Raw genomic sequence first — 19,086 nt, forward strand, 5'->3', positions numbered from 1 at the left:
TTTGCCGTGGAAGCTGACATAGCTCGGCTCAACCACCTTCAAATGCCCTCCAATCAGCGTTTGAAACTGCGGCAGTTGATGAGAAGGCACACCGCGTGATGCTCGGCATGCAAGCCTATGCGATTTATGTCAGCCGCGATGTGATGCACACGGAGTTCGCCCGGTCTCCATCACGAAAGGTGCGGCAAATCTCCTTGCGACCGCAGCCGGCAAAAAACCTCGAAGCCCGGTTGACTACCGCCCAGGTCGATCCAGCCGCTCCAGGAACCACTGCGTCAGCCGCACCCAGACTTCGTCCTTTTCGCCGGAGTCCTCCCAGCCATGGTCTAGGTTGGGGTTGTCGTTCACCTCGATGACGAAGACGCCGTCCTTGGTTTCCTTGAGGTCGACGCCATAGAGCCCGTCACCGATGCAGCGCGCCGCCTTTACCGCCGTCTCCACGACATGCGCCGGTGTTTCCTTCAGCGTGAAGGTCTTGATGCCGCCCTGGTCGGGCTTGCCGTTGGCCTTGTGATTGACGATCTGCCAGTGCTTCTTGGCCATCAGATAATGCACGGCAAACAGCGGCTGGCCGCCGAGCACGCCGACGCGCCAGTCATATTCGGTCGGAATGAACTTCTGCGCGATCAGAAGATCGGAATCCTCCAGCCATTCGGTGGCGAGCGTCTTCAGTTCATCGAAGTTGGCGCACTTCTTGACGCCGCGCGAGAATGACGAATCCGGGATCTTCAGCACCAGCGGAAAGCCCAGCGTCTGCGCCGCCAGTTCGAGGTCCGAGGTACCGGCGATCATCACCGTAGGCGGCACCGGCACCTTGTTGTAGGCCATCAGCTCGTTGAGATAGACCTTGTTGGTGCAGCGGATCATCGACAACGGATCGTCGATGACCGGCATGCCTTCCTGCTGGGCGCGGCGGGCGAAACGATAGGTGTGGTTGGAGATCGAAGTCGTCTCGCGGATGAACAGCGCGTCGTAGTTGGCGAGCTTGGCGAGGTCCCGCTTGGTGATAGGCTCGATTTCGACGCCCATTTTTTCGGCGATCTTGGCCCAGTAGCGCAGCGACGATATCTCCGACGGCGGCAATTCCTCATGTGGATCGACCAGCGTGGCGAAGGTGTAGCGCGCCGGCGTGCGGCCCTTGGTGTCGCGCCACTCGCGGTTGGTGTAGGTCTCCAGGCACTGGATGAAGCTTTTTTCCTCGTCCTCGGTCATGCGCGCCAGCGGATGGAAGCCGATCTTGCGGATCGAGGCCCATTCGGCGCTGTCCTTGATGTGGACTTCAAGCGCCGGTGCGCGGAACCAGTCGAACAACAGCTTGGCGAAACGGTCCCAGATTTTCGACGGCCCGATGCCGAAGAAGATGCAGACTTTTTGCGGGAAGGCGCCGCCGAGGTCCTTGCGGCATTTGTTGAGCGCCAGCTCCAGTTCCGGCAGCGCGTGCTCATAAAGCTTGCGCTCCGACAGATCGATCATCGTCTCGACCGTCGGGATCACCTTATGCCCGCGCGAGCTTGCCAGCAGCGAGGCATAGTAGCCTCGGCTCTGGTAGGCGTAGTTGTTCGAGAGGTTGATGACTTTCGGGCGCTGGCCGCGAAACAACGACGGATGCGCGAGATAGTCGCGATTGGTGATGATCTTGTGTGGTGTCGCCACCTGGTCGAGATCGCTCTGCCTGCCTGTAAGAATAACCCAGGTCATTGTTATCAGCGCTTTCCCAGAGTGATGGCGGCACGCAGTCCGTCGCGGCCAAACTGCGCCATGTTCATGAAGATGCCGTAAGGCACGGGAATATTGGCGGCATCAAGGATCGTCTCCTGCCTTTCGTCCTCGACCCAAGGATCGTGGATCAGGATATGGTCGCCGTCATCGCCGATCGCCAGCACCCAATGCGGCACCTTCTTTCCGAACATCAGGAAGCCGCTGATCAGCACCAGCACCAGTTTTCCCCCAGCGATCGCGGCCCTGATATCGTCGATGGTGAACGGACGGTAATTCACCGGGATGCCGTAAAGTTCCGCGCGCCGGCGAAAGTCGACCTGGGCCAGTTCCATCACCCGGCGCTTGTCCTCGCTGCGCACCGATTGCAGGAACAGCGCGCCGTAGAAGGAGACGTAGACCTCCGCCGCAAGCCCGCTTTCGTACCCCGAGACAGCAAGGCCGAAAGGCTCACACCCGCCCGGCCCCGACATCATGAAGACGGTCGTCGCCTCGCGCCACAGGCGGATTTCCATGACCGGATCCGGCACGAAGCCGCGATCGAAATTGGCCATGGCCATCATCAGGCAGCACGGGCCGCAAGTGAATTCGCAAGTCTGCTGGTAGAACGGTACCTTGGTGGCGATCGGAACGTCGCCGCGCAAGGTCTTTTCGTAGCGCAGTGCCGTCTCGCCATCCTCATAGTAGCCTGGTTCGCGGCCGATCTTGCGATAGCCGGCTTGTTCGTAGATGCAGATCGCGCGGCTGTTGTCCTCGCGCACCTCGAGACGCAGCATCATGCGATCGTGTTCGAAGGCGGCCTCTTCGGCGGATCCGAGCAGCATGCGGCCGACACCTAGCCCACCGAAAAACGGACCGGTGGCGATCGAATAGAGGCGCGCCACACCGCTTCCCTTGCGAAACAACACGATCGCGTAGCCGGCCACGCGGCCATCGACTTCGGCGACCAGGGTCTCGGCGGTTTCACGTTCGATGAACAGGCGGAAGGAGCGGCGGGAAATACGGTCGGTCGAGAAAACAGCTTTCTCTATGGCGGCGAGATCATCGACGTCAGACGCGCGGGCCGTGCGGATCTCGGCAGGCATGCGGCTTCAGAGAACCTCGATTGGTGGTGGGAAATGCCCTACTTGAAACGTTCAAGACATCAGTCGAAATACTGACGGCCAGAAAGCGCTATCGCACCTCGAATAGGGCCGAATTGTGACAGATTCGACAGCAGTCGGCGATGTAAAAACGCGTTGAACCAGATCACCAATATAGATCGGTGTTGCCATCAAAAGCGGCGCCTTTCAACTGGCCAGGCCGGCCAGAAGCTGACCATACGCGCTCTTTGCCACGATGGCCAATTGCTCGCGCGGCAGCGAGCCGACGACGGCGCAGCCATAGCCCTTGTCCAGCCAGTAGACGGCCCGGGGACCATCCTGCGCCGATGCATAAGTTCCCTTGGCGTTCTCCGCTGATTGTGCCGTCACGAAGAGAGATATGCGCTGGCCCTTGTCGTCCTCGTAGAGCAGCATCGCGGCCTTGCTCTCTCCGGCTGGCAGCAACCGGCCGCCGACCAACTGGAAACCGTTCGCGGTCAGGTCCGGCGCCACCAGCTTCAGCCCTACCCGATTGGACAGCCAGGTCTCCAGATGATCCTTGTCGCTGGCCGGCACTTCGACCGCATGCCGCTTTTCAGCGGCGAAGACGACATGGGCCGCGATTGCCTGCTCGGCCAGCCGATCCTCCGCCGGGTTCTCCAGCCCGATGCCATCGATGCCGGCAAGGTAGCCGCCAAGCCCGCCGGCGACCACAAGCACAGCAGCGGCCGCGGCAAGCCACCAGCGCGAGCGTGGCATCGCGACCTTGACCGGTGCCTCGCCGAGCACGACTTTGCGCAACCGCGCAGGCACGGGTTCGTCCAGCACTCCGGCGAAGGCGGCCTGCAACGCCGTCCGATCGGCGGTGAAGCGGGCGCTCTTGGCCTTCATCTCGGGATTGGCGTCGAGCCAGGCTTCGTAGGCGGCGCGCTCGTCGCTGGGCAACTCGCCATCGAGCGCCATGTGGATGTCACGTTCGGAGAAGTCACGGCGGATCATTTCTCGACGATCCTTATCGCGCGGCGACGCGCCGTGTCGTCCAGCAATCCGCGCAATTCCTCACGCCCGCGCGCGATGCGCGACATCAGCGTGCCGGCGGGCACGGCAAGAATGCTGGCGGCTTCGGCATAGGAGAAGCCTTCGATGGCAACCATGACCAGGGCTGCGCGGCGGTCGGGGCTGATCGCCTGCAACGCGTCGATGATCTCGCGCGAGGCGATGCTCTCCATCTGCTCGGACGGCTGGGCGACTGCCTCAGCGGCCGCTAATGGCAGCATCGCCACCTCGCCGCGACGGTTCACCTTGCGCATCTGGTCGATGAACAAATGATGCATGATCGTAAACAGCCACCGCCGGGGGCTTTCTCCTGTCTGCCAATTGTCGAGCCGCACAAGCGCCCGCTCGAGGCAATCCTGGACGAGGTCGTCGGCAGCGTCACAGTCGCGCAAAAGCGAGCGTGCGTAGCGGCGCAGGCGCGGTATTTCGCCAAGGATTGCTGCCTTCTTTTCGTCCATGACCGCTGTTTCTGAGGTCACCATTGTTGATAGCGATTGAACGCGCCTTCCGAGCGCGGCGCAAGCGGCCAGCGCGAAGCGGTCCGCCGCCCCGGTCACCCAAGCAATGAGATAACGACATGACCGGCTAAATTATTCCCGGCAGAAAACTGAGAGGGTATCTCGTCTTTCCGCACGATAGACGAAAACGCATCCGGCAGAATTGAAAATCCGCCCGGGAGAATGTATATTCAAAATCGTATATTCTGTATATTCAACTTAAGATATACGTCTGACGAGGAAGCCGAGTATGTCGCTTTACATCCGTGATGACGAGGTCGACGCGCTGGCTCGCCAGTTGCAGTCTGCGATCAAGGCGCCGACAAAGACGGAAGCGGTCCGGATTGCCCTCAAGCGCGAGCTTGAACGGACGAACGCCGTCCTTCCATTGAGCGAGCGCATCAAGAAGTTTCAGGACGCTGCAAGCGCACTTGGTCCTCGTGACCCGAACTTCGACATGAAAAAATTCATGGACGAAGGATGGGGAGAACCTGATGTTCCTTGATGCTTCGGCTATCATCGCGATCCTCCTGCAGGAGGCAGATGCGGACAGTCTGCTAGAAAAAGCTGAACGTGCCGACAAGCTCTATTTTTCTCCGAGCTCCGCATTCGAAGCGATCATTGGGATAGCCCGCAGTACATCCCTGGCGGAAAACGGCGACCAAGCCCTGACACCAGCAGTCTTAATCGATCGGTGCCAAACGATCGTTGTAGGCTTCCTGGCCGAGCTTAGAGCTGTAGAGATACCAATAGATGCACGCATCCGCGAACTCGCCATCAAAGCCGCTCGCGACTATGGCCGATATGTGGGCCATCCCGCCAAGCTGAATTTCGGAGATTGCTTCAGTTACGCGTGTGCCAAGGCTCACCGGATACCGCTGCTCTACAAGGGCAACGATTTTTCGCAGACCGACCTGGCTTGAGCCCTACCCGACTTCAGATTTGGCCGCCCTCGTCAGCAGCCGCTGATAGAACAGACCGATGCCGATCAGCACGGCGCCGAGGCCGATGAAGGACAGTGCCCTGAGCACGCCTTCCAGCTCCGACATGTCGAAGATGAAGACCTTCAGCACTGCGATCGCGATCAGCGCGGCGGAGGCAATGCGCAGCACCTGCGACTTCAGCCATACGCCGGCGGTGAGCAGTGCGACGCCGATGATCAGCCAGAGCGCCGAATAGGTGTAGGTCTCCAACTGGCCGAGCCCGCTCCACAAGCCGATGAACTCGCCCTTGAACAGCCGCCTGACCGACAGTGTGGCATAGGCCAGGGCAAGCACGGCCGCCACCACGGCCAGCATCTGCGCATACCATTTCGGCCGCTTGTTCCTGGCATAGAGCGCTAGCCCGCCGGCGGCGACCGCCGGCAAGAGATAGGCGAGGAACAACAGGTTGAACACCGGGATCCGGCCTGTTGATTCGTCTGTGAATAAAGGGTTCAGCACCGCGAAATGCCGGACAACGATGAAGGCGACCGAGATCACACCGGCGGCCATCGAACCATAGCGCAGCACCGAGCTTGGCGAACGCATATCGATGGCGACCAGGATGGCGCCAGCGCCGATGGCGATCAGCGTGTAGATCGCCTGTTCAGCCAGCGTCATAGCACCCGTGTCGATGACGCCGCCATGCATGGCATGGCGCACCAGCATGGCGAGCGTGAGCAACGCAAACAGCGCCGCTGCTGCTTCCATCGCCAGGCGCGGCCGGCCATTGGTCATGCGGGCGAGTTGCCAGGCGGCGAAGCCGAAGGCCAACGCCGGCACGCCGTAGCCCGGCAGCAGCCAGTTGAACACCGGTGTCTTGGAGAGGAACTCCGCACCGACAATGGTCGGATCGAAGGCGACGCGGCCAAGCACTGCGATCACCGCGCCGACCGAAATCCAGCCGAGCACCGGATAGGAGCGCCAGCGCGTCGCCAGCGCCGGCACGATGGCCGCCGCACCGAGCAGGATGGTGGTCCAGCCGGAATCGAAAGCCATATGCAGCATCAGGAGACCGGCGACGGCCGCGCCGCCCAAGGCAAACGACACCGCGACACGGCCTGTGAGCGGCGGCACTTCGGCCCGCGCGATCCACTCGCCGCCGGCGGCGAAAACGACGACCAGCAGTGCCGCGACGGCGCCATAGACAAAGTCGCGGTCGAGATTGCCGAAGGTGAACCAGAGCGCCAGCAAGATGACCAGCGGCACGATGACGCCCCATGCCGCCCATGAGGCGGCGCGGATCTTCTTTCCGCCCGCGAACCTGCGCGCGGCCCAGAAGCCGGTGCCGATGAAGACCAGGCCAAGTGCGATGCCTATGCGCATTGTCAGCGCATTGGACATGGCCACTGGCAGTCCATCGACGCCCAGCGCCCCGCCCGAAAGGTCGGAAACGATCGATGTTGGGGGGATAATGCCGAGGTAGATCAGCACGGTGACCAGTCCGGCGGCATAAAGCAGCGGCAGCGCCAGCGGGCGATAGAGCGCCACGGCCACCATTGCGGCGATCACCACCGCGCCCGGCAAGGCATAGCCGGCGGCGGCGAAGACCGGGTCGACCGACAGGCCCAGCGCCGAAAATGCGACGAACAGGCCAGGCACGATGGACGGCCAGTCGAAAACGCTGGCTTGCACGGCTTCATCGCCACGGCGGGCGAGCCAGACAAGGGCGAGCACGGCCAGCGTGACGGCGTCGATGAACAGGATGGCGGAGAGGTTCGCCTCCGGCGCATCGGTCATGTAGAGGATGGTCCAGGCACCGGTGCCGAAAAAGGCCGCCGCCATCAGCGCCTTCCAGTCGCGCATGCGGGCGATGATTCCGGTGGCGGCAAGCACGATCGCGAGATAGCCGAACAGCGCCCAGGGATTGGGTGCCTGCGAGGCGACCAGCACCGGCGTCACCATGGCGCCGACGAGGCCAATGCCGGCCAGCGCCTGACCATGGACAAGGGCGGCGGCGATCGTCGCAACGCCGATGGCGCCGAGCAGCGTGAAGGCGAATGCCGGGCCGATGAAGCCATAAATGCCGTGCGCGGCATAGACGGTGCCGAACAGGATAAAGGCACCGGCGGCGGTCAGAATCGCTGGAATGTAGGCGCCGGCAACGCCTTGCACCGGCACTCTAAAGCCTGTGCGACGGATGAACTCGCCGCCGGCGACCAGCACCAGGCCGAGCACCGCGGCCATGGTCAGCCTTACGCCGGGGCCGAAAATACCGGCCTCTATGGTGTAGCGGATCAGGAACAGGCCGCCCAGCGCCAGCGCGATGCCGCCGACCCAGACCGCCCAGCGGGTGCCGAGTGCCGTTTCGACATCCGACTGGCGGGCGGCTCTCGCCGGAGCGGTCGGCGCGGAAGGTTCCGCTGCCTTCGGTGCCGTCTTGCTTGGCGCCCATGGCCCGGCCTCATCAATCGGGGCTTCCGCTTCCGTGGCGGGCGGCGCTTGTGCGACCACAGGCTCGCTTATCGCTGGCGAGGAAATGTCGGCCGCGGCCGGAGCCACATCGGCACGCGCGCTGTCGGGTGAGGCCTGTTCGGACGGCCTGGCCTTGGACGGCACGACGCCTGAAAGCACGAGGCTGCGCAGCGCGCCAAGCTCGCGCTCGATCAGGCCGATGCGGCTTTGCTGGCGCGAAACGATGACGAACAAGGCGATGATGGCGACAAGGCCGATCAGGCTCTCAAACATGGCGGTTCCCCCAAACCAAGCCGGTTTTCGCTGACAGTCTCAGTGACACTCAAATGCGGCGGCCAAACGGCCGCAAAACTCAAACTGCCGTCAGATTGGCGGCCGGAAAGATCGAGCATGTTTCGGTGCCGAAAGCCAGCAGCTTGCCGCCGGCATCCTTCAACGTCGCTTCCGATACGGCCAATGTGCGGCCCTTGTGAATGACTTTGCCCTCGCAGACCACCTCGCCGGTTTTCGGCGTGATGGGTCGCGTCAAGTTCACCTTGAACTCCGCCGTCGTGTAGGCCTCGCCCTTTTCGAGCAGCGTCTGCACCGCGCAGGCCAGGGCCGAATCGAGCAGAGTCGCCGCCCAGCCGCCATGTACGCCGCCCAGCGGGTTGAGATGGCGCTCATTGGGTACGCCGCGAAACACGGCACGGCCTTCCGACACTTCGGTCAGCGCGAAGCTGAGCTGGAAGGAGATTGGCGGCGCAGGGTACTTGCCGTCGACGATGCGCTGCAGCAATTCCAAGCCGGTGTATTTCAGGATGTCGGCATGCGGAATGGTGCCGAGGCCGAGCGGCGAGACCCGGCCCGGATAAAGCTCGACCTCGCTCATGTGATGATTTCTCTGGCCGCATCCTCGCCGGCTATGGTCTTGCCGCGCGCATGGTGTTTGCGCAATGCGGCGAGGAAGCCGGCGCGAGCGTCGGGCGGCTCGATGCCGCGCGGCTCATAGACGTGGCGGGTTAAGAAGAAACCGGTCAGCTGGAAGGCGTCTTCGACATCAGTCGGATCCGCGCGCAGGCCGGAGCCGCGCTGCAAGAAGGCCGGCAGAGCCAGCATCTTGTCGCGCCATGGTGCGCCTGCTTCACGCGATACAGCGCGACCCGATTTTGGCGAGACATAGGCCAGGTCCTGCCGCGTGCCGGTAGCGGCGCATTGACTGAGATCGAGGCCAAAGCCGAGTTCGTCCAGAACCAGAAGCTCGAAGCGCGCCACCAGTTCGCCGGCGGCATCGGCATCGTCGAGATGGGCGATCATCACGGCAAGCGTTTCGTAGAGACCTTCATGCGCGTCGCGCTCGGGCAACAGCCGCAGATGCGCGGCCATGGTCTGCAGCCCGTAGACGGCGACGGCACTGTCCATCAGGCGGGCCGCGTTCATCTCTATCGCCTCGGCCTGGAACGTGCCGAGATGCTCGTCAAGGCGCGCCCGCCACAACAGGTCGACACGATTGCCCGGTTGGAGGACAGGCTGCTGCTTGCGCGAACGGCCGCCCCGGACGAGGCCGAGATGACGGCCATGCGTACGGGTCATCACCTCGAGAATGGCGCTGGTTTCGCCATGCTTGCGGGTGCCGAGAATGATTCCCTCGTCGCGCCATTCCATGCCCTAAGCATTTCACCGGTTGGATGGCGAAATCAAGGGTTGGGTTTGGTGCCCGGCAGGCCGGCAGCCCACATCAGCATACAAAAAGTCGCCCGCAGCGATGTGCTGCGGGCGGTCTGGCAAGGTCAGTCGATGCGTTAGAACGAGCGCTGGAAGCGGACGATGCCGCCGACGCCATCCTTGAACTTGTCGTCGAAATTCTTGAAGTAATCGACTTCGGCCGTGATCGTGTAGCCGGGGACGATGGTGTAGGCGACATTCGCGGCAACCGCGAAGTCCTGGAAGTCGGTGTAGGAGACCTGGGCGTTGAGCTGGACCTTCTTGTTGACGGTATAGGTGCCGCCGCCCCAGACGGCGAAGTTGCCGGTCCATGGCTTGTAGAAGTTCGTCGCCTTGTTGTCGTCCGTGCCGTAGCCCACCATGGCGAACAGGGTCAGGTCCGAGGTCGCCTTGATGTCGAGGCGAGCCTTGCCGGCCCATTCTTCCCAGTTGCTGTTGTAAGCGCCGACCGCGGTGATCGCACCCCAGTCGCCCTTGTACTTCACACCGCCCACGACATGCGGAACGTAGCTGTCGATGGTGTCAGCGCCCGAACCTTCTTCGAGCGAGGCCACTGCCGAGAAGCCGTTGCCAGCGTCGAAGTAGTAGCTGATCAGGTTGGTGTCCTTGAGGCCGTAGGGAATGATCGTGTCCTGGACGACGTTGCCGGCATAGCCGATGAAGGAGTCATAAGCCGTTTCGTCCTTGCCGACGCGCAACCCGCCAAGCTGGATCCAGGCGAAATGCAGATCGGCAGCCTTGTTGCCGGCCTCGCTGTCGATCGCGAAGCCATCGGCGCCCTTGGCTGTGGTTACGCTACCGAAGTTGAATCGCGTCTCGGTGTAGGTCTTCAACGTGCCGAGTTCGGTCTCCTGGCCTGTCCAGGTCTTCAGCGTGAAGCGCGCGTTCTTGCTCCAGGTGTCGTTGATGCCGCCATCCTGGGAATCGATGGCCTTGGTGCCATCCAGCACGCGATTGCCGTCGCCGACGCTGGCGTCATAGCGGATGTAGCCGCCGATGCGCAGGCAGGTCTCAGTGCCCGGAATATAGAAGTAGCCAGCGCCGTAGACGTCGCAGATCTTGACGTATTCGGCCGGTTCCGGTTCGGCGACGACGACAGCGTCCGCGGCGCGAGCGCCGGACACCGCGATCAGTGCCGCGGCTGAGCCGAGAAGGAGGCTCTTGATGTTCATTTTCTGACCTCTCCAGTCAAAGTTTTAAATGGCTTTCGGATTTGTGGCTGGCGGCAATGTTTTCCCGCCTCACCACCACAATGAAAAAAGCTCGCAGCGCTCGCCCTTTTCGAGCGCGAACATACCCATCGATCTTCTGCCTTCAATGACGATTTCGGAAATAACGGCGATTCATTTAACAGTTTAATTCCGTGTTGCACAAATAACACAATGCACATGTCGATGGCACAATCGGCACAACGTCATATATTCAATATCTATTCCGATAGTTTCGCGGCTAAACATATATTTCAACCAGAGAACGCCGAACAATATCGGCCCGTCCTATCGAAATAACGGAATCTTTCAGACACCGATCGGGATTTTTGGCCGCATCGCCCTGGCGCGTCAGGCCCGCTGCGCGTGGTCGGCAAGCACTTCGTCGATCACATATCGGGATTTCTCAACCTCGACCGGATTGACGTCTATCTGCCCGGCCACGGTGATCAGCGCCTTCCAAAGCGTCCAGCCACGACCGCGCGCCCACATCGCCTGATCGGCCGTAACGCCGGCTCGGAACGCTTCCCGGCTTTTGCCTTCAAACAGCGTCCATGCAATCGCCAGATCGCAGGCGGGATCGCCGACGCCCGAGGTTCCGAAGTCGATCACCGCGCTCAACCGGCCTTGCCTGACCAGCAAGTTTCCCCAACTGACGTCACCGTGGAACCAGACCGGCGCGCCGTGCCATGTTGCGGCAAGCGCTGCTTCCCAGACCGCGCTGGCGGCGGCGGTATCGATCTTGCCGTCGAGGGCAGCAATCGCTTGCCGCGCTTCGTTGTCATAGACGGTCAGCGGTCCGCCCCGAAAGAAGTTGTGCTGTCCCGGCGCCGGGCCGCCTGTGGGATCGATACGCTGCAAGGCAACCAGGAACGCGGCCAAATCCGTCGCGAATTGCGGCAGGCTGGCGATACGCTCCCGCTTTGCCGTCTCGCCTTCGATCCAGCGGTAGATGGACCAAGGCCAGGGATAATTTTCAGCCGGAACTCCCATCGCCAACGGCACGGGGATCGGCAGCGGCAGCAATGGCGCCAGCCTTGGCAGCCAGCGGTGCTCCTTTTCCACTTGCAGGGAATAGGCCGCGGCGCTCGGCAACCGCACGGTCATCTCGTCGCCAAGATGGAAGGTCCTGTTGTCCCAGCCGCCAAACTCGACCGGCCTGACCGCAAGATCCTTCCAGCGGGGAAATTGAGTGGCGACCAGTCGGCTGACCAGCGCTGTGTCGATGTTCAGCCTGCTGACCATGGACCGGAAGCGGATTTATTGAGCATAGTCTTTTCCGGGTCCCGCTTTTCCATGCGTGGACCTTCGGGTCCGGATCCCGCATTAGCGCGGAAACTCGAGCCCCATCTCGCGGTAGCGTTCGGGGTCGTCGCCCCAGTTCTCGCGCACCTTGACGAACAGGAACAGGTGCACCTTCTGTTCGAGGATGCCGGCTATCTCCATACGCGCCGCTTGGCCAATGGCGCGGATGGTCTCGCCTTTGTGGCCGAGCACGATCTTCTTCTGGCTGTCGCGCTCGACATAGATCGTCTGGTCGATACGCACCGAGCCGTCCGGCTTCTCTTCCCATTTCTCGGTTTCGATATGCGAGGAATAGGGCAGTTCCTGATGCAGCCTGAGATAAAGCTTTTCGCGGGTGATCTCGGCGGCGAGCTGGCGCATCGGCAGATCCGAGATCTGGTCTTCCGGATAGTACCATGGGCCGGCCGGCAGAGCCTCAGCCAGATAATCGAGCACGTCCTTGCAACCGGAGCCGGTGAGCGCCGAAACCATGAAGGTGCGCTTGAACGGCACCCTTTCGTTGGCCGCCGCCGACAAGGCCAGCAGCGCCTCGTGCTTGACGCGGTCGACCTTGTTGAGGATCAGCACCATAGGCTGGCGCACATCTTTCAACCGTTCGAGGATGGCGTCCGCGTCGCCCCGGATACCGCGCTCGGCGTCGATCAAAAGCAGCACGATATCGGCGTCCTTGGCGCCACCCCAGGCGGTGGTCACCATCGCCGTGTCGAGCCGCCGCCTCGGCTTGAAAATGCCGGGCGTGTCGACGAAAACGATCTGCGCATTGTCATGCGTGGCAATGCCGCGCACGATGGCACGGGTCGTCTGCACCTTGTGCGTGACGATCGACACCTTGGCGCCGACCAGCTGGTTGACCAGCGTCGACTTGCCCGCATTGGGCGCGCCGATCAGGGCGACGAAGCCGGAATGCGTGGGGGCAGCTTCCGTTGCCGGCCCTTCGGTAGCGGTCATGCCGCGCTCCCTTCTCTAGAGCGCCCCGCGCCCTCCGTTTTTTGAGCCGATGCGGTGGCCCAGACGCCTTCGCGCAAAAGAAACGCCGAAGCCGCTGCTTCTTCGGCGGCCCTGCGTGAGCCGCCGGTGCCGCTTATCGGCGCAAAGCCGCGGACCTGCAAGGACACCGTGAAGACAGGTTGATGGTCCGGGCCTTCGCGCCTTTCGATCACATATTCGGGGCGTGCATCGCTGGTCTTGGCAATCCATTCCTGCAAATCGGATTTCGGATTGAGCGGCTTTGTCACCACCGACCGCGAGCGCGGTTCCCAGTAACGCAGGACAAACCGCCGCGCGGCCTCGATGCCGCCGTCGACGTAAACCGCCGCGATCAGAGCTTCGACCGCATCCGCCAGATAGTTTCCGCCGGAGCCACGCAACCGCATCTTCAAGGCAGCGTCGGCCCGGACCAGATCCTCGAGCTGCATTTCGATCCCGATCTCGGAGCATGTCTTCGCATCGACCAGCGCGTTGAAGCGCGGCGCGATTTCACCCTCCGGGGCGTCAGGGAACTTTTCGAAAAGCATATCGGCGACGACAAGCCCAAGCACGCGATCGCCAAGGAATTCTAGACGCTGATTGTTGCTTGCCGCCTTGACCGCACTGGAATGCGTCAAGGCGGTCTCTAGCAAGCGGATATCTTTGAAGACGTGGCCGGTCTTGGCCTTCACCAAACCGGCCAGTGTTTCGCCTGTCGGGCGCTTCAAAGCCATCAATTGACGAAGTGGAACAGGCGCGAAGCACGCATCAGCGACGGCCATTTCCAGATTTCGAGCGGGCTCGCCTTGCCGGCGATAGAGAAGAAAACAAGATTGGCGCGGCCAACCAGATTTTCCGCGGGAACGTAGCCGACAGTGAAACGGCTGTCGGCGGAATTGTCCCTGTTATCACCCATCATGAAATAATGGCCGGGCGGCACGTCGAATTCGCGCGTATTGTCGCCGATCGAGTTCGAATTCAAGTCGAGCGTGTCGTAGCTGACACCATTGGGCAAGGTCTCGCGATAGACGTCGATAGGGCGCGATTCCTCGGTAATGTCGGGATTGTCGATCTGGCCGGTTTTCACACGCGGCACGCCTTCGCCGTTGATGAAAAGTTGGCCGTCCTTGACCTGGATCTTGTCGCCGGGCAGGCCGATAACGCGCTTGATGTAGTCGACGGACGGATCCGGCGGGAACTTGAACACCACCACATCGCCGCGCTTGGGCTCGGAGCCCCAGATGCGACCCGAAAAGATGTCGGGGCCGAAAGGCAGCGAATAGCGCGAATAGCCGTAGGACCATTTGGTGACGAACAGATAATCACCTTCCAGAAGCGTCGGCCGCATCGATCCCGATGGGATCGAAAAGGGTTGGAACAAGAGCGTGCGGATGACCAGGGCGAGCAAAAGCGCCTGCACGATGACGCTGACGGTCTCGCCAAGGCCGCCGGATTTCTTCACAGTTTTTTCAGCCACGCTCATGTCGTCCTCGATTGTGCGTTGGATGGTATAGAGTCTCGGCGCGCGCTGGGCAACGTCAATGCCGGTCGTCAGATGCAATCAATGTGGCGCTTCTTCGACGGGCAACGCCTCGATGATCACAAAGGCTTGGGCGAGCGGGAAATCGTCCGTGATTGTGAGATGGATTGCCGCCCGATGGCCGTTTGGTAGGATCTTGGCCAGTCGCGCCTGTGCGCCTCCCGTCAGCGCCATGGTCGGCGCGCCGCTGGGCATGTTGACGACACCCATGTCGCGCCAGAACACGCCCTGCGCCAGACCGGTGCCCAGCGCCTTGGCACAGGCCTCCTTGGCGGCGAAGCGCTTGGCGTAGGACGCCGCACGCGCCCGGCGGTTCTCGGAGCGGGCCTCTTCGACCTCGGTGTAGATTCTCTGGATGAAACGCCGACCGTGACGTTCCAGCGACTTCTCGATGCGTCTGATATCGATCAGGTCGCTGCCGATGCCGATGATCATCGTGCGGCGGAACCGATGCTGGCGCCAGGATGAGACGATTGCTGATGTCGGCGTGCACGCTCGGCCAGGCGCTTGCGCCGCTGCTCGCGGAAAGCGTTCATGCCCCAGCGCGTGACGCCATAGAACAGCAGTCCGAACACCAACCCGAGAGGAATCGCGCCGATCAGCATCGGCTCAAGGATAGGTTTCCACAATTGCGCAAAGGACAGGCTATGCAGCATCTCGCCCAGATGTGCCGGCGGCCCGTGCTGCGGCAGGCGATCATGCAGGATGAGCTTGCCTGTTTCCCAGGAGGCGCCCCACAGCAGAGGAAATGTCAGCGGATTGCCGAAGAACACCGCGCCGAGTGCCGCCGCGACGAGATTGCCGGCAATCACCCAGCAAAGGACGGCGGCGATGATGAAATGGAAGCCGACGGGAAAGAACGAAGCGAAGACGCCGGCAGCGACGCCGGCCGCCACCGCGTGCGGTGTGGCCTTCAGCCGCAGGATGCGTTTTGAAAAATACTGAAGCGAGCGCGAAAACGAGCGGCGCGGCCAAAGGTAGGTGCGCACCCGTTCGAAAAGGCCATCAGGCTTGCGGCGTCGAAAAAGCACTCTGTTCCCGTTCCACAGCTTCCGCGCCGGCACTTTCAGCCGGACGTGACAGCCACATCTTGCGCTTGACGATCACCCTATGGCAATCGCAACCTTGATATAGCCACGCGCCGGCGGGAGAACAACCAAACACCGTGCGCGCTCGTTGCCGCCTTCGCGGTGGCAGTCCTTGCTTCGAACATTGGACAATAGCGGCGAATTTAAGGAACGGACAGTCGGATCGCCGAAAGGCGTAGCCTGGCCTGCGGCTACGGGAGGTATTCGCTGACCTCGATCAGATTGCCGTCCGGGTCGCGGAAATAGACCGACATCATCGGTCCTCGGACCCCGACACGTTCGACCGGACCTAGTTCCACCACCACATCATTGGCAGCAAGACGGGTGCTGACTTCGCCCAACGGCCGGTCTGTGATCAAACAGAAGTCGCCCGAGCCCGGCGTCGGCGACTTGGCTTTGGGCTCGAAGGTGCGGCTGACCTCATGCACATTGATCTTCTGGGTGCCGAAAGCCAGTGCTGTCGGCCGGCCCGGCGTATCTATGCGTTCAAAGCCCAGCACGCGCTGATAAAAGTCACAGGTCGTTTCCAGCGAAGCGACCGTCAACACGAAATGATCGATGCCGGCTATCATATCCAATTTGTTTTCATGCATCTCGTTGCCCCAAACCGCTGCACACTTTTGGGCGACATGGATGGTCAGATGTTGCGGCTGCCGGGCTTGATCGCCGGGATGGCGGCCAGCTCCGGCGGCAGCCGGTCGGCCGGATAGGCCGGAACCTCATATTCGGCGAGTGCGATCAGCGGCACGCCGACATCCGTCTTGCCGGCCGAACGGTCGATGATACATGCCGCGGCAACCACTTCGGCGCCAAGCTCGCGCAGGCACGCGATGGTCTCGCGGATCGACAGGCCGGTGGTGACGATGTCTTCGACGATGACGACGCGCGCGCCCTTGGTAATCTCGAAGCGGCGCAGGCGGAACTCGCCCCCTTCCCGCTCGACCCAGATCGCCGGCACGCCGAGATGGCGCGAAGTCTCGTACGCCGGGATCAGCCCGCCGATTGCCGGGCCGACGACGTAGTCGATCTTGCCGGGCACGCCCGCGCGGATCTTCTCGGCCAACGCCGTGCACAGCCGTTCGGTCTTGTCGGCATGCATGAACACGCGCGCCTTCTGCAGGAAGACCGGACTGCGCAAGCCCGAGGTCAAAATGAAATGCCCTTCCAGAACAGCACCGGCCTCGCGGAAAATGTCCAGCACTTCATCAGTGTTCATTGTTTGCTCCATGCGGTGAATGGTGAATGGTAGTGAGCACCTTCTTTCACTATTCACTATTCACTATTCACTATTTCACCCATTCACACGCCGTGCGTCGCTGACGCTCGTATTGTCCTTGAGCTGCGACAGCAGCCGGTTGAGATGCTTCAGATCCCAGACCTCGAGATCGATCAGCATTTCGGTGAAGTCGGGCGCGGTGCGCACCATCGACAGCGTGTGGATGTTGGCGTCGTTCGACGCCACCACCTGGGCGATATCGGCGAGCGACCCCGGCGCATTGATGGCGGTGACCGAGACGCGCGCCGGAAAGCGCTCCTTGGTGCGCTCGTCAATGTCCCAGCGCACGTCGATCCAGCGTTCTGGCTGATCGTCGAAAGCCTGCAGCGCCGGCGACTGGATCGGATAGATGGTGATGCCGGTGCCCGGCTGGACGATACCGACGATGCGGTCGCCAGGGACCGCGCCTTCCGGCGCGAAACGCACTGGCAGGTCGCCGCGCACGCCGCGGATCGGCACGGCGCCATCACGTGGCTGGTCCTTGTCCTTGCGCGCGGCGCGGCCCGGAATCTGGAATAGCATGCCGGCGGCATTGCGGATCTTCGACCAGCCCTCCTCGCGGGGCTTGGGTGCAGCCGTGGTGATGCGCTCGTCCTTGTAGTCGGGGAATACTGCCTTCATGACGTCGGCGGAGGCAAGCTCGCCACGCCCAACCGAGGCCAGCACATCCTCGATGTCCTTGCGCGCCAACCGGTGCAGCACCTGCTTCAGGCTCTCCTTGGTGAAAGTCTTGCCGGCGCGCTCGAAGGCGCGTTCCAGGATGCGGATGCCGAGACCTGAATATTGCTTGCGGATGGCGTTCTTGGTGGCGCGGCGGATGGCCGAGCGCGCCTTGCCGGTGACGACGACCGATTCCCACGCCGCCGGCGGCACCTGTGCCTTGGAGCGGATGATCTCGACCTCGTCGCCGTTCTTCAATTCCGTCATCAGCGGCATGATGCGCCCGTTGACCTTGGCGCCGACGCACGTGTCACCCACATCGGTATGCACCGCATAGGCAAAGTCGATCGGTGTCGCGCCGCGCGGCAGCGCAATCAGCATGCCTTTCGGGGTGAAGCAAAATACCTGGTCCTGGAACAGCTCCAGCTTGGTGTTTTCGAGGAAATCCTCGGGATTGTCACCCTCGGCAAGCTGCTCGATGGTGCGCCGCAGCCAGGCGTAGGCGTTGGTCTCTTTCGAGATCGCATGGGCGGCACCGTTCGTCTTGCCGCCGGTATCCTTGTAGATCGAATGGGCGGCGACGCCGTATTCGGCAATCTTGTTCATCTCTCGGGTGCGGATCTGCAGCTCGACGCGCTGACGCGACGGCCCGACGATCGTGGTGTGGATCGATCGGTAGTCATTCTGCTTCGGCGTCGAAATGTAATCCTTGAAGCGGCCCGGCACCATCGACCATGTCGTGTGAATGGCGCCAAGCGCCCGGTAGCAGTCCTCGATGGTGTCGACGACGACGCGGAAGCCGAAAATGTCTGACAGCTGCTCGAAGGACAGCGCCTTGGCCTCCATCTTGCGGAACACGGACCACGGCTTCTTCTGACGGCTTTTCACGCTGGCATTGATCGCATGCTTCTCGAACAGCCCTGACAGCGCCTTTTCGATCTCGGACAGCACACCCTTGTTGCGCTCGAAGATTTCGGCGAGCCGGGCAGTGACGGCGCGATGGGCCTCCGGATTGATGAAGCGGAAGGCGATCTCCTCGAGCTCTTCGCGCATGCCTTGCATGCCCATGCGGCCGGCCAGCGGCGCATAGATGTCCATCGTCTCCTCGGCGATGCGCAGGCGCTTGGCCTCCGGCATATGGTCGAGGGTTCGCATGTTGTGCAGGCGGTCGGCGAGCTTGACCAGAAGCACGCGGACATCTTCCGAAATCGCCAGCAGAAGCTTGCGCAGGTTTTCCGCCTGCTCGGCCTTCTTCGACACGAGGTCGAGCTTCTTCAGCTTGGTCAGTCCCTCGACCAGCTTGCCCATTTCGGGCCCGAACAGCTCATCGATCTCGGCCCGTGTCGCCGTGGTGTCCTCAATCGTGTCGTGCAGCAGGGCGACCGCGATCGTCGCCTCGTCCATATGCATTTCGGTGAGGATGGCGGCGACTTCGAGCGGATGCGAGAAATAGGGATCGCCGGAAGCGCGTTTCTGGTGGCCATGCTTCTGCATGGCGTAGACATAGGCCTTGTTGAGCAACGCCTCGTTGACGTCAGGCTTGTAGCGCTGGACGCGCTCGACAAGCTCATACTGACGCATCATGGGCGGGAT

19 protein-coding genes are annotated in these 19,086 nt (G+C 62.0%); 2 read left to right on the top strand and 17 right to left on the bottom strand.

What is annotated here, in order from left to right:
* Nucleotides 1-234 precede the first annotated feature (234 nt).
* From NKJ89_RS01375 to NKJ89_RS01390, 4 genes are all read right to left on the bottom strand, one after another.
* On the bottom strand, nucleotides 235-1,698 hold the full coding sequence (locus tag NKJ89_RS01375) for a RimK family ATP-grasp domain-containing protein (RefSeq protein ID WP_352599200.1): 1,464 nt from the start codon (nucleotides 1,696-1,698) through the stop codon (nucleotides 235-237).
* 5 nt (nucleotides 1,699-1,703) lie between these two features.
* A complete protein-coding gene (locus NKJ89_RS01380; RefSeq protein ID WP_023762075.1) occupies nucleotides 1,704-2,801 on the bottom strand; it encodes a peptidase C39 family protein in 1,098 nt (365 codons plus the stop codon).
* 204 nt (nucleotides 2,802-3,005) lie between these two features.
* Entirely contained in the window at nucleotides 3,006-3,797 is a 792-nt protein-coding gene (locus tag NKJ89_RS01385; protein WP_352599202.1) for an anti-sigma factor family protein, read from the bottom strand.
* Nucleotides 3,794-4,312 (bottom strand): sigma-70 family RNA polymerase sigma factor, encoded by a 519-nt coding sequence (locus NKJ89_RS01390; protein WP_352599204.1) that lies wholly within the window; start codon nucleotides 4,310-4,312, stop codon nucleotides 3,794-3,796. The genes NKJ89_RS01385 and NKJ89_RS01390 overlap by 4 nt, the downstream gene beginning before the upstream one ends.
* Before the next feature lie 289 nt (nucleotides 4,313-4,601).
* Between NKJ89_RS01390 and NKJ89_RS01395 the strand changes: the two genes are divergently transcribed.
* Both NKJ89_RS01395 and NKJ89_RS01400 read left to right on the top strand, forming a co-directional pair.
* Entirely contained in the window at nucleotides 4,602-4,856 is a 255-nt protein-coding gene (locus NKJ89_RS01395; protein WP_023762078.1) for a type II toxin-antitoxin system VapB family antitoxin, read from the top strand.
* Nucleotides 4,846-5,274: a type II toxin-antitoxin system VapC family toxin gene (locus NKJ89_RS01400; protein ID WP_023762079.1), complete on the top strand. Its 429-nt coding sequence runs from the start codon at nucleotides 4,846-4,848 to the stop codon at nucleotides 5,272-5,274. Before NKJ89_RS01395 ends, NKJ89_RS01400 begins: the two co-directional genes overlap by 11 nt.
* Nucleotides 5,275-5,277: 3 nt before the next feature.
* Here NKJ89_RS01400 and NKJ89_RS01405 read toward each other — a convergent pair whose 3' ends face one another.
* The 13 genes from NKJ89_RS01405 to NKJ89_RS01465 form a co-directional block, all read right to left on the bottom strand.
* Nucleotides 5,278-8,019, bottom strand: a complete 2,742-nt coding sequence (locus tag NKJ89_RS01405) for a DUF2339 domain-containing protein (RefSeq protein WP_352599206.1) — start codon at nucleotides 8,017-8,019, stop codon at nucleotides 5,278-5,280.
* Nucleotides 8,020-8,098: 79 nt separating this feature from the next.
* Nucleotides 8,099-8,617, bottom strand: a complete 519-nt coding sequence (locus tag NKJ89_RS01410; protein WP_352599208.1) for a PaaI family thioesterase — start codon at nucleotides 8,615-8,617, stop codon at nucleotides 8,099-8,101.
* Nucleotides 8,614-9,390, bottom strand: coding sequence for a DNA repair protein RecO (gene recO / locus NKJ89_RS01415; RefSeq protein ID WP_352599210.1), 777 nt, complete (start codon nucleotides 9,388-9,390; stop codon nucleotides 8,614-8,616). The genes NKJ89_RS01410 and recO overlap by 4 nt, the downstream gene beginning before the upstream one ends.
* A gap of 137 nt (nucleotides 9,391-9,527) precedes the next feature.
* Nucleotides 9,528-10,622, bottom strand: a complete 1,095-nt coding sequence (locus tag NKJ89_RS01420; RefSeq protein WP_352599213.1) for a porin — start codon at nucleotides 10,620-10,622, stop codon at nucleotides 9,528-9,530.
* 387 nt (nucleotides 10,623-11,009) lie between these two features.
* Nucleotides 11,010-11,903 carry an aminoglycoside phosphotransferase family protein gene (locus tag NKJ89_RS01425; RefSeq protein WP_352599215.1) on the bottom strand — a complete coding sequence of 298 codons (894 nt, stop codon included), beginning with the start codon at nucleotides 11,901-11,903 and terminating at the stop codon, nucleotides 11,010-11,012.
* An 81-nt stretch (nucleotides 11,904-11,984) separates the two neighbouring features.
* The gene (gene era / locus NKJ89_RS01430) at nucleotides 11,985-12,911 is read right to left on the bottom strand and encodes a GTPase Era (RefSeq protein WP_352599217.1); all 927 of its coding nucleotides are present in this window, start codon (nucleotides 12,909-12,911) and stop codon (nucleotides 11,985-11,987) included.
* On the bottom strand, nucleotides 12,908-13,663 hold the full coding sequence (gene rnc / locus NKJ89_RS01435) for a ribonuclease III (RefSeq protein ID WP_352599219.1): 756 nt from the start codon (nucleotides 13,661-13,663) through the stop codon (nucleotides 12,908-12,910). Before rnc ends, era begins: the two co-directional genes overlap by 4 nt.
* The gene (gene lepB / locus NKJ89_RS01440) at nucleotides 13,663-14,412 is read right to left on the bottom strand and encodes a signal peptidase I (protein ID WP_352599221.1); all 750 of its coding nucleotides are present in this window, start codon (nucleotides 14,410-14,412) and stop codon (nucleotides 13,663-13,665) included. The genes rnc and lepB overlap by 1 nt, the downstream gene beginning before the upstream one ends.
* 78 nt (nucleotides 14,413-14,490) lie before the next feature.
* Nucleotides 14,491-14,904: a holo-ACP synthase gene (acpS, locus tag NKJ89_RS01445; protein WP_023762088.1), complete on the bottom strand. Its 414-nt coding sequence runs from the start codon at nucleotides 14,902-14,904 to the stop codon at nucleotides 14,491-14,493.
* Nucleotides 14,901-15,500 (bottom strand): DUF2062 domain-containing protein, encoded by a 600-nt coding sequence (locus NKJ89_RS01450; RefSeq protein ID WP_352599223.1) that lies wholly within the window; start codon nucleotides 15,498-15,500, stop codon nucleotides 14,901-14,903. The genes acpS and NKJ89_RS01450 overlap by 4 nt, the downstream gene beginning before the upstream one ends.
* 248 nt (nucleotides 15,501-15,748) lie before the next feature.
* Nucleotides 15,749-16,129, bottom strand: coding sequence for a VOC family protein (locus NKJ89_RS01455; protein ID WP_352599349.1), 381 nt, complete (start codon nucleotides 16,127-16,129; stop codon nucleotides 15,749-15,751).
* Nucleotides 16,130-16,194: 65 nt separating this feature from the next.
* On the bottom strand, nucleotides 16,195-16,773 hold the full coding sequence (gene pyrE, locus NKJ89_RS01460) for an orotate phosphoribosyltransferase (RefSeq protein WP_352599225.1): 579 nt from the start codon (nucleotides 16,771-16,773) through the stop codon (nucleotides 16,195-16,197).
* Nucleotides 16,774-16,848: 75 nt separating this feature from the next.
* Nucleotides 16,849-19,077 carry a RelA/SpoT family protein gene (locus NKJ89_RS01465; RefSeq protein WP_023762093.1) on the bottom strand — a complete coding sequence of 743 codons (2,229 nt, stop codon included), beginning with the start codon at nucleotides 19,075-19,077 and terminating at the stop codon, nucleotides 16,849-16,851.
* Nucleotides 19,078-19,086: the final 9 nt, after the last annotated feature.

Source organism: Mesorhizobium sp. M0047, assembly GCF_040323315.1.
Lineage (GTDB): Bacteria > Pseudomonadota > Alphaproteobacteria > Rhizobiales > Rhizobiaceae > Mesorhizobium.

What these genes read in the sequence shown, in the direction of transcription:
- rnc (WP_352599219.1), bottom strand. Translation starts at nt 13,663, where the DNA reads ATGGCTTTGAAGCGCCCGACAGGCGAAACACTGGCCGGTTTGGTGAAG.
- NKJ89_RS01405 (WP_352599206.1), bottom strand. Translation starts at nt 8,019, where the DNA reads ATGTTTGAGAGCCTGATCGGCCTTGTCGCCATCATCGCCTTGTTCGTC.
- recO (WP_352599210.1), bottom strand. Translation starts at nt 9,390, where the DNA reads ATGGAATGGCGCGACGAGGGAATCATTCTCGGCACCCGCAAGCATGGC.
- acpS (WP_023762088.1), bottom strand. Translation starts at nt 14,904, where the DNA reads ATGATCATCGGCATCGGCAGCGACCTGATCGATATCAGACGCATCGAG.
- NKJ89_RS01455 (WP_352599349.1), bottom strand. Translation starts at nt 16,129, where the DNA reads ATGATAGCCGGCATCGATCATTTCGTGTTGACGGTCGCTTCGCTGGAA.
- NKJ89_RS01380 (WP_023762075.1), bottom strand. Translation starts at nt 2,801, where the DNA reads ATGCCTGCCGAGATCCGCACGGCCCGCGCGTCTGACGTCGATGATCTC.
- NKJ89_RS01375 (WP_352599200.1), bottom strand. Translation starts at nt 1,698, where the DNA reads ATGACCTGGGTTATTCTTACAGGCAGGCAGAGCGATCTCGACCAGGTG.
- NKJ89_RS01385 (WP_352599202.1), bottom strand. Translation starts at nt 3,797, where the DNA reads ATGATCCGCCGTGACTTCTCCGAACGTGACATCCACATGGCGCTCGAT.
- NKJ89_RS01400 (WP_023762079.1), top strand. Translation starts at nt 4,846, where the DNA reads ATGTTCCTTGATGCTTCGGCTATCATCGCGATCCTCCTGCAGGAGGCA.
- NKJ89_RS01390 (WP_352599204.1), bottom strand. Translation starts at nt 4,312, where the DNA reads ATGGACGAAAAGAAGGCAGCAATCCTTGGCGAAATACCGCGCCTGCGC.
- NKJ89_RS01425 (WP_352599215.1), bottom strand. Translation starts at nt 11,903, where the DNA reads ATGGTCAGCAGGCTGAACATCGACACAGCGCTGGTCAGCCGACTGGTC.
- lepB (WP_352599221.1), bottom strand. Translation starts at nt 14,412, where the DNA reads ATGAGCGTGGCTGAAAAAACTGTGAAGAAATCCGGCGGCCTTGGCGAG.
- NKJ89_RS01410 (WP_352599208.1), bottom strand. Translation starts at nt 8,617, where the DNA reads ATGAGCGAGGTCGAGCTTTATCCGGGCCGGGTCTCGCCGCTCGGCCTC.
- era (WP_352599217.1), bottom strand. Translation starts at nt 12,911, where the DNA reads ATGACCGCTACCGAAGGGCCGGCAACGGAAGCTGCCCCCACGCATTCC.
- NKJ89_RS01395 (WP_023762078.1), top strand. Translation starts at nt 4,602, where the DNA reads ATGTCGCTTTACATCCGTGATGACGAGGTCGACGCGCTGGCTCGCCAG.
- NKJ89_RS01420 (WP_352599213.1), bottom strand. Translation starts at nt 10,622, where the DNA reads ATGAACATCAAGAGCCTCCTTCTCGGCTCAGCCGCGGCACTGATCGCG.
- NKJ89_RS01465 (WP_023762093.1), bottom strand. Translation starts at nt 19,077, where the DNA reads ATGATGCGTCAGTATGAGCTTGTCGAGCGCGTCCAGCGCTACAAGCCT.
- pyrE (WP_352599225.1), bottom strand. Translation starts at nt 16,773, where the DNA reads ATGAACACTGATGAAGTGCTGGACATTTTCCGCGAGGCCGGTGCTGTT.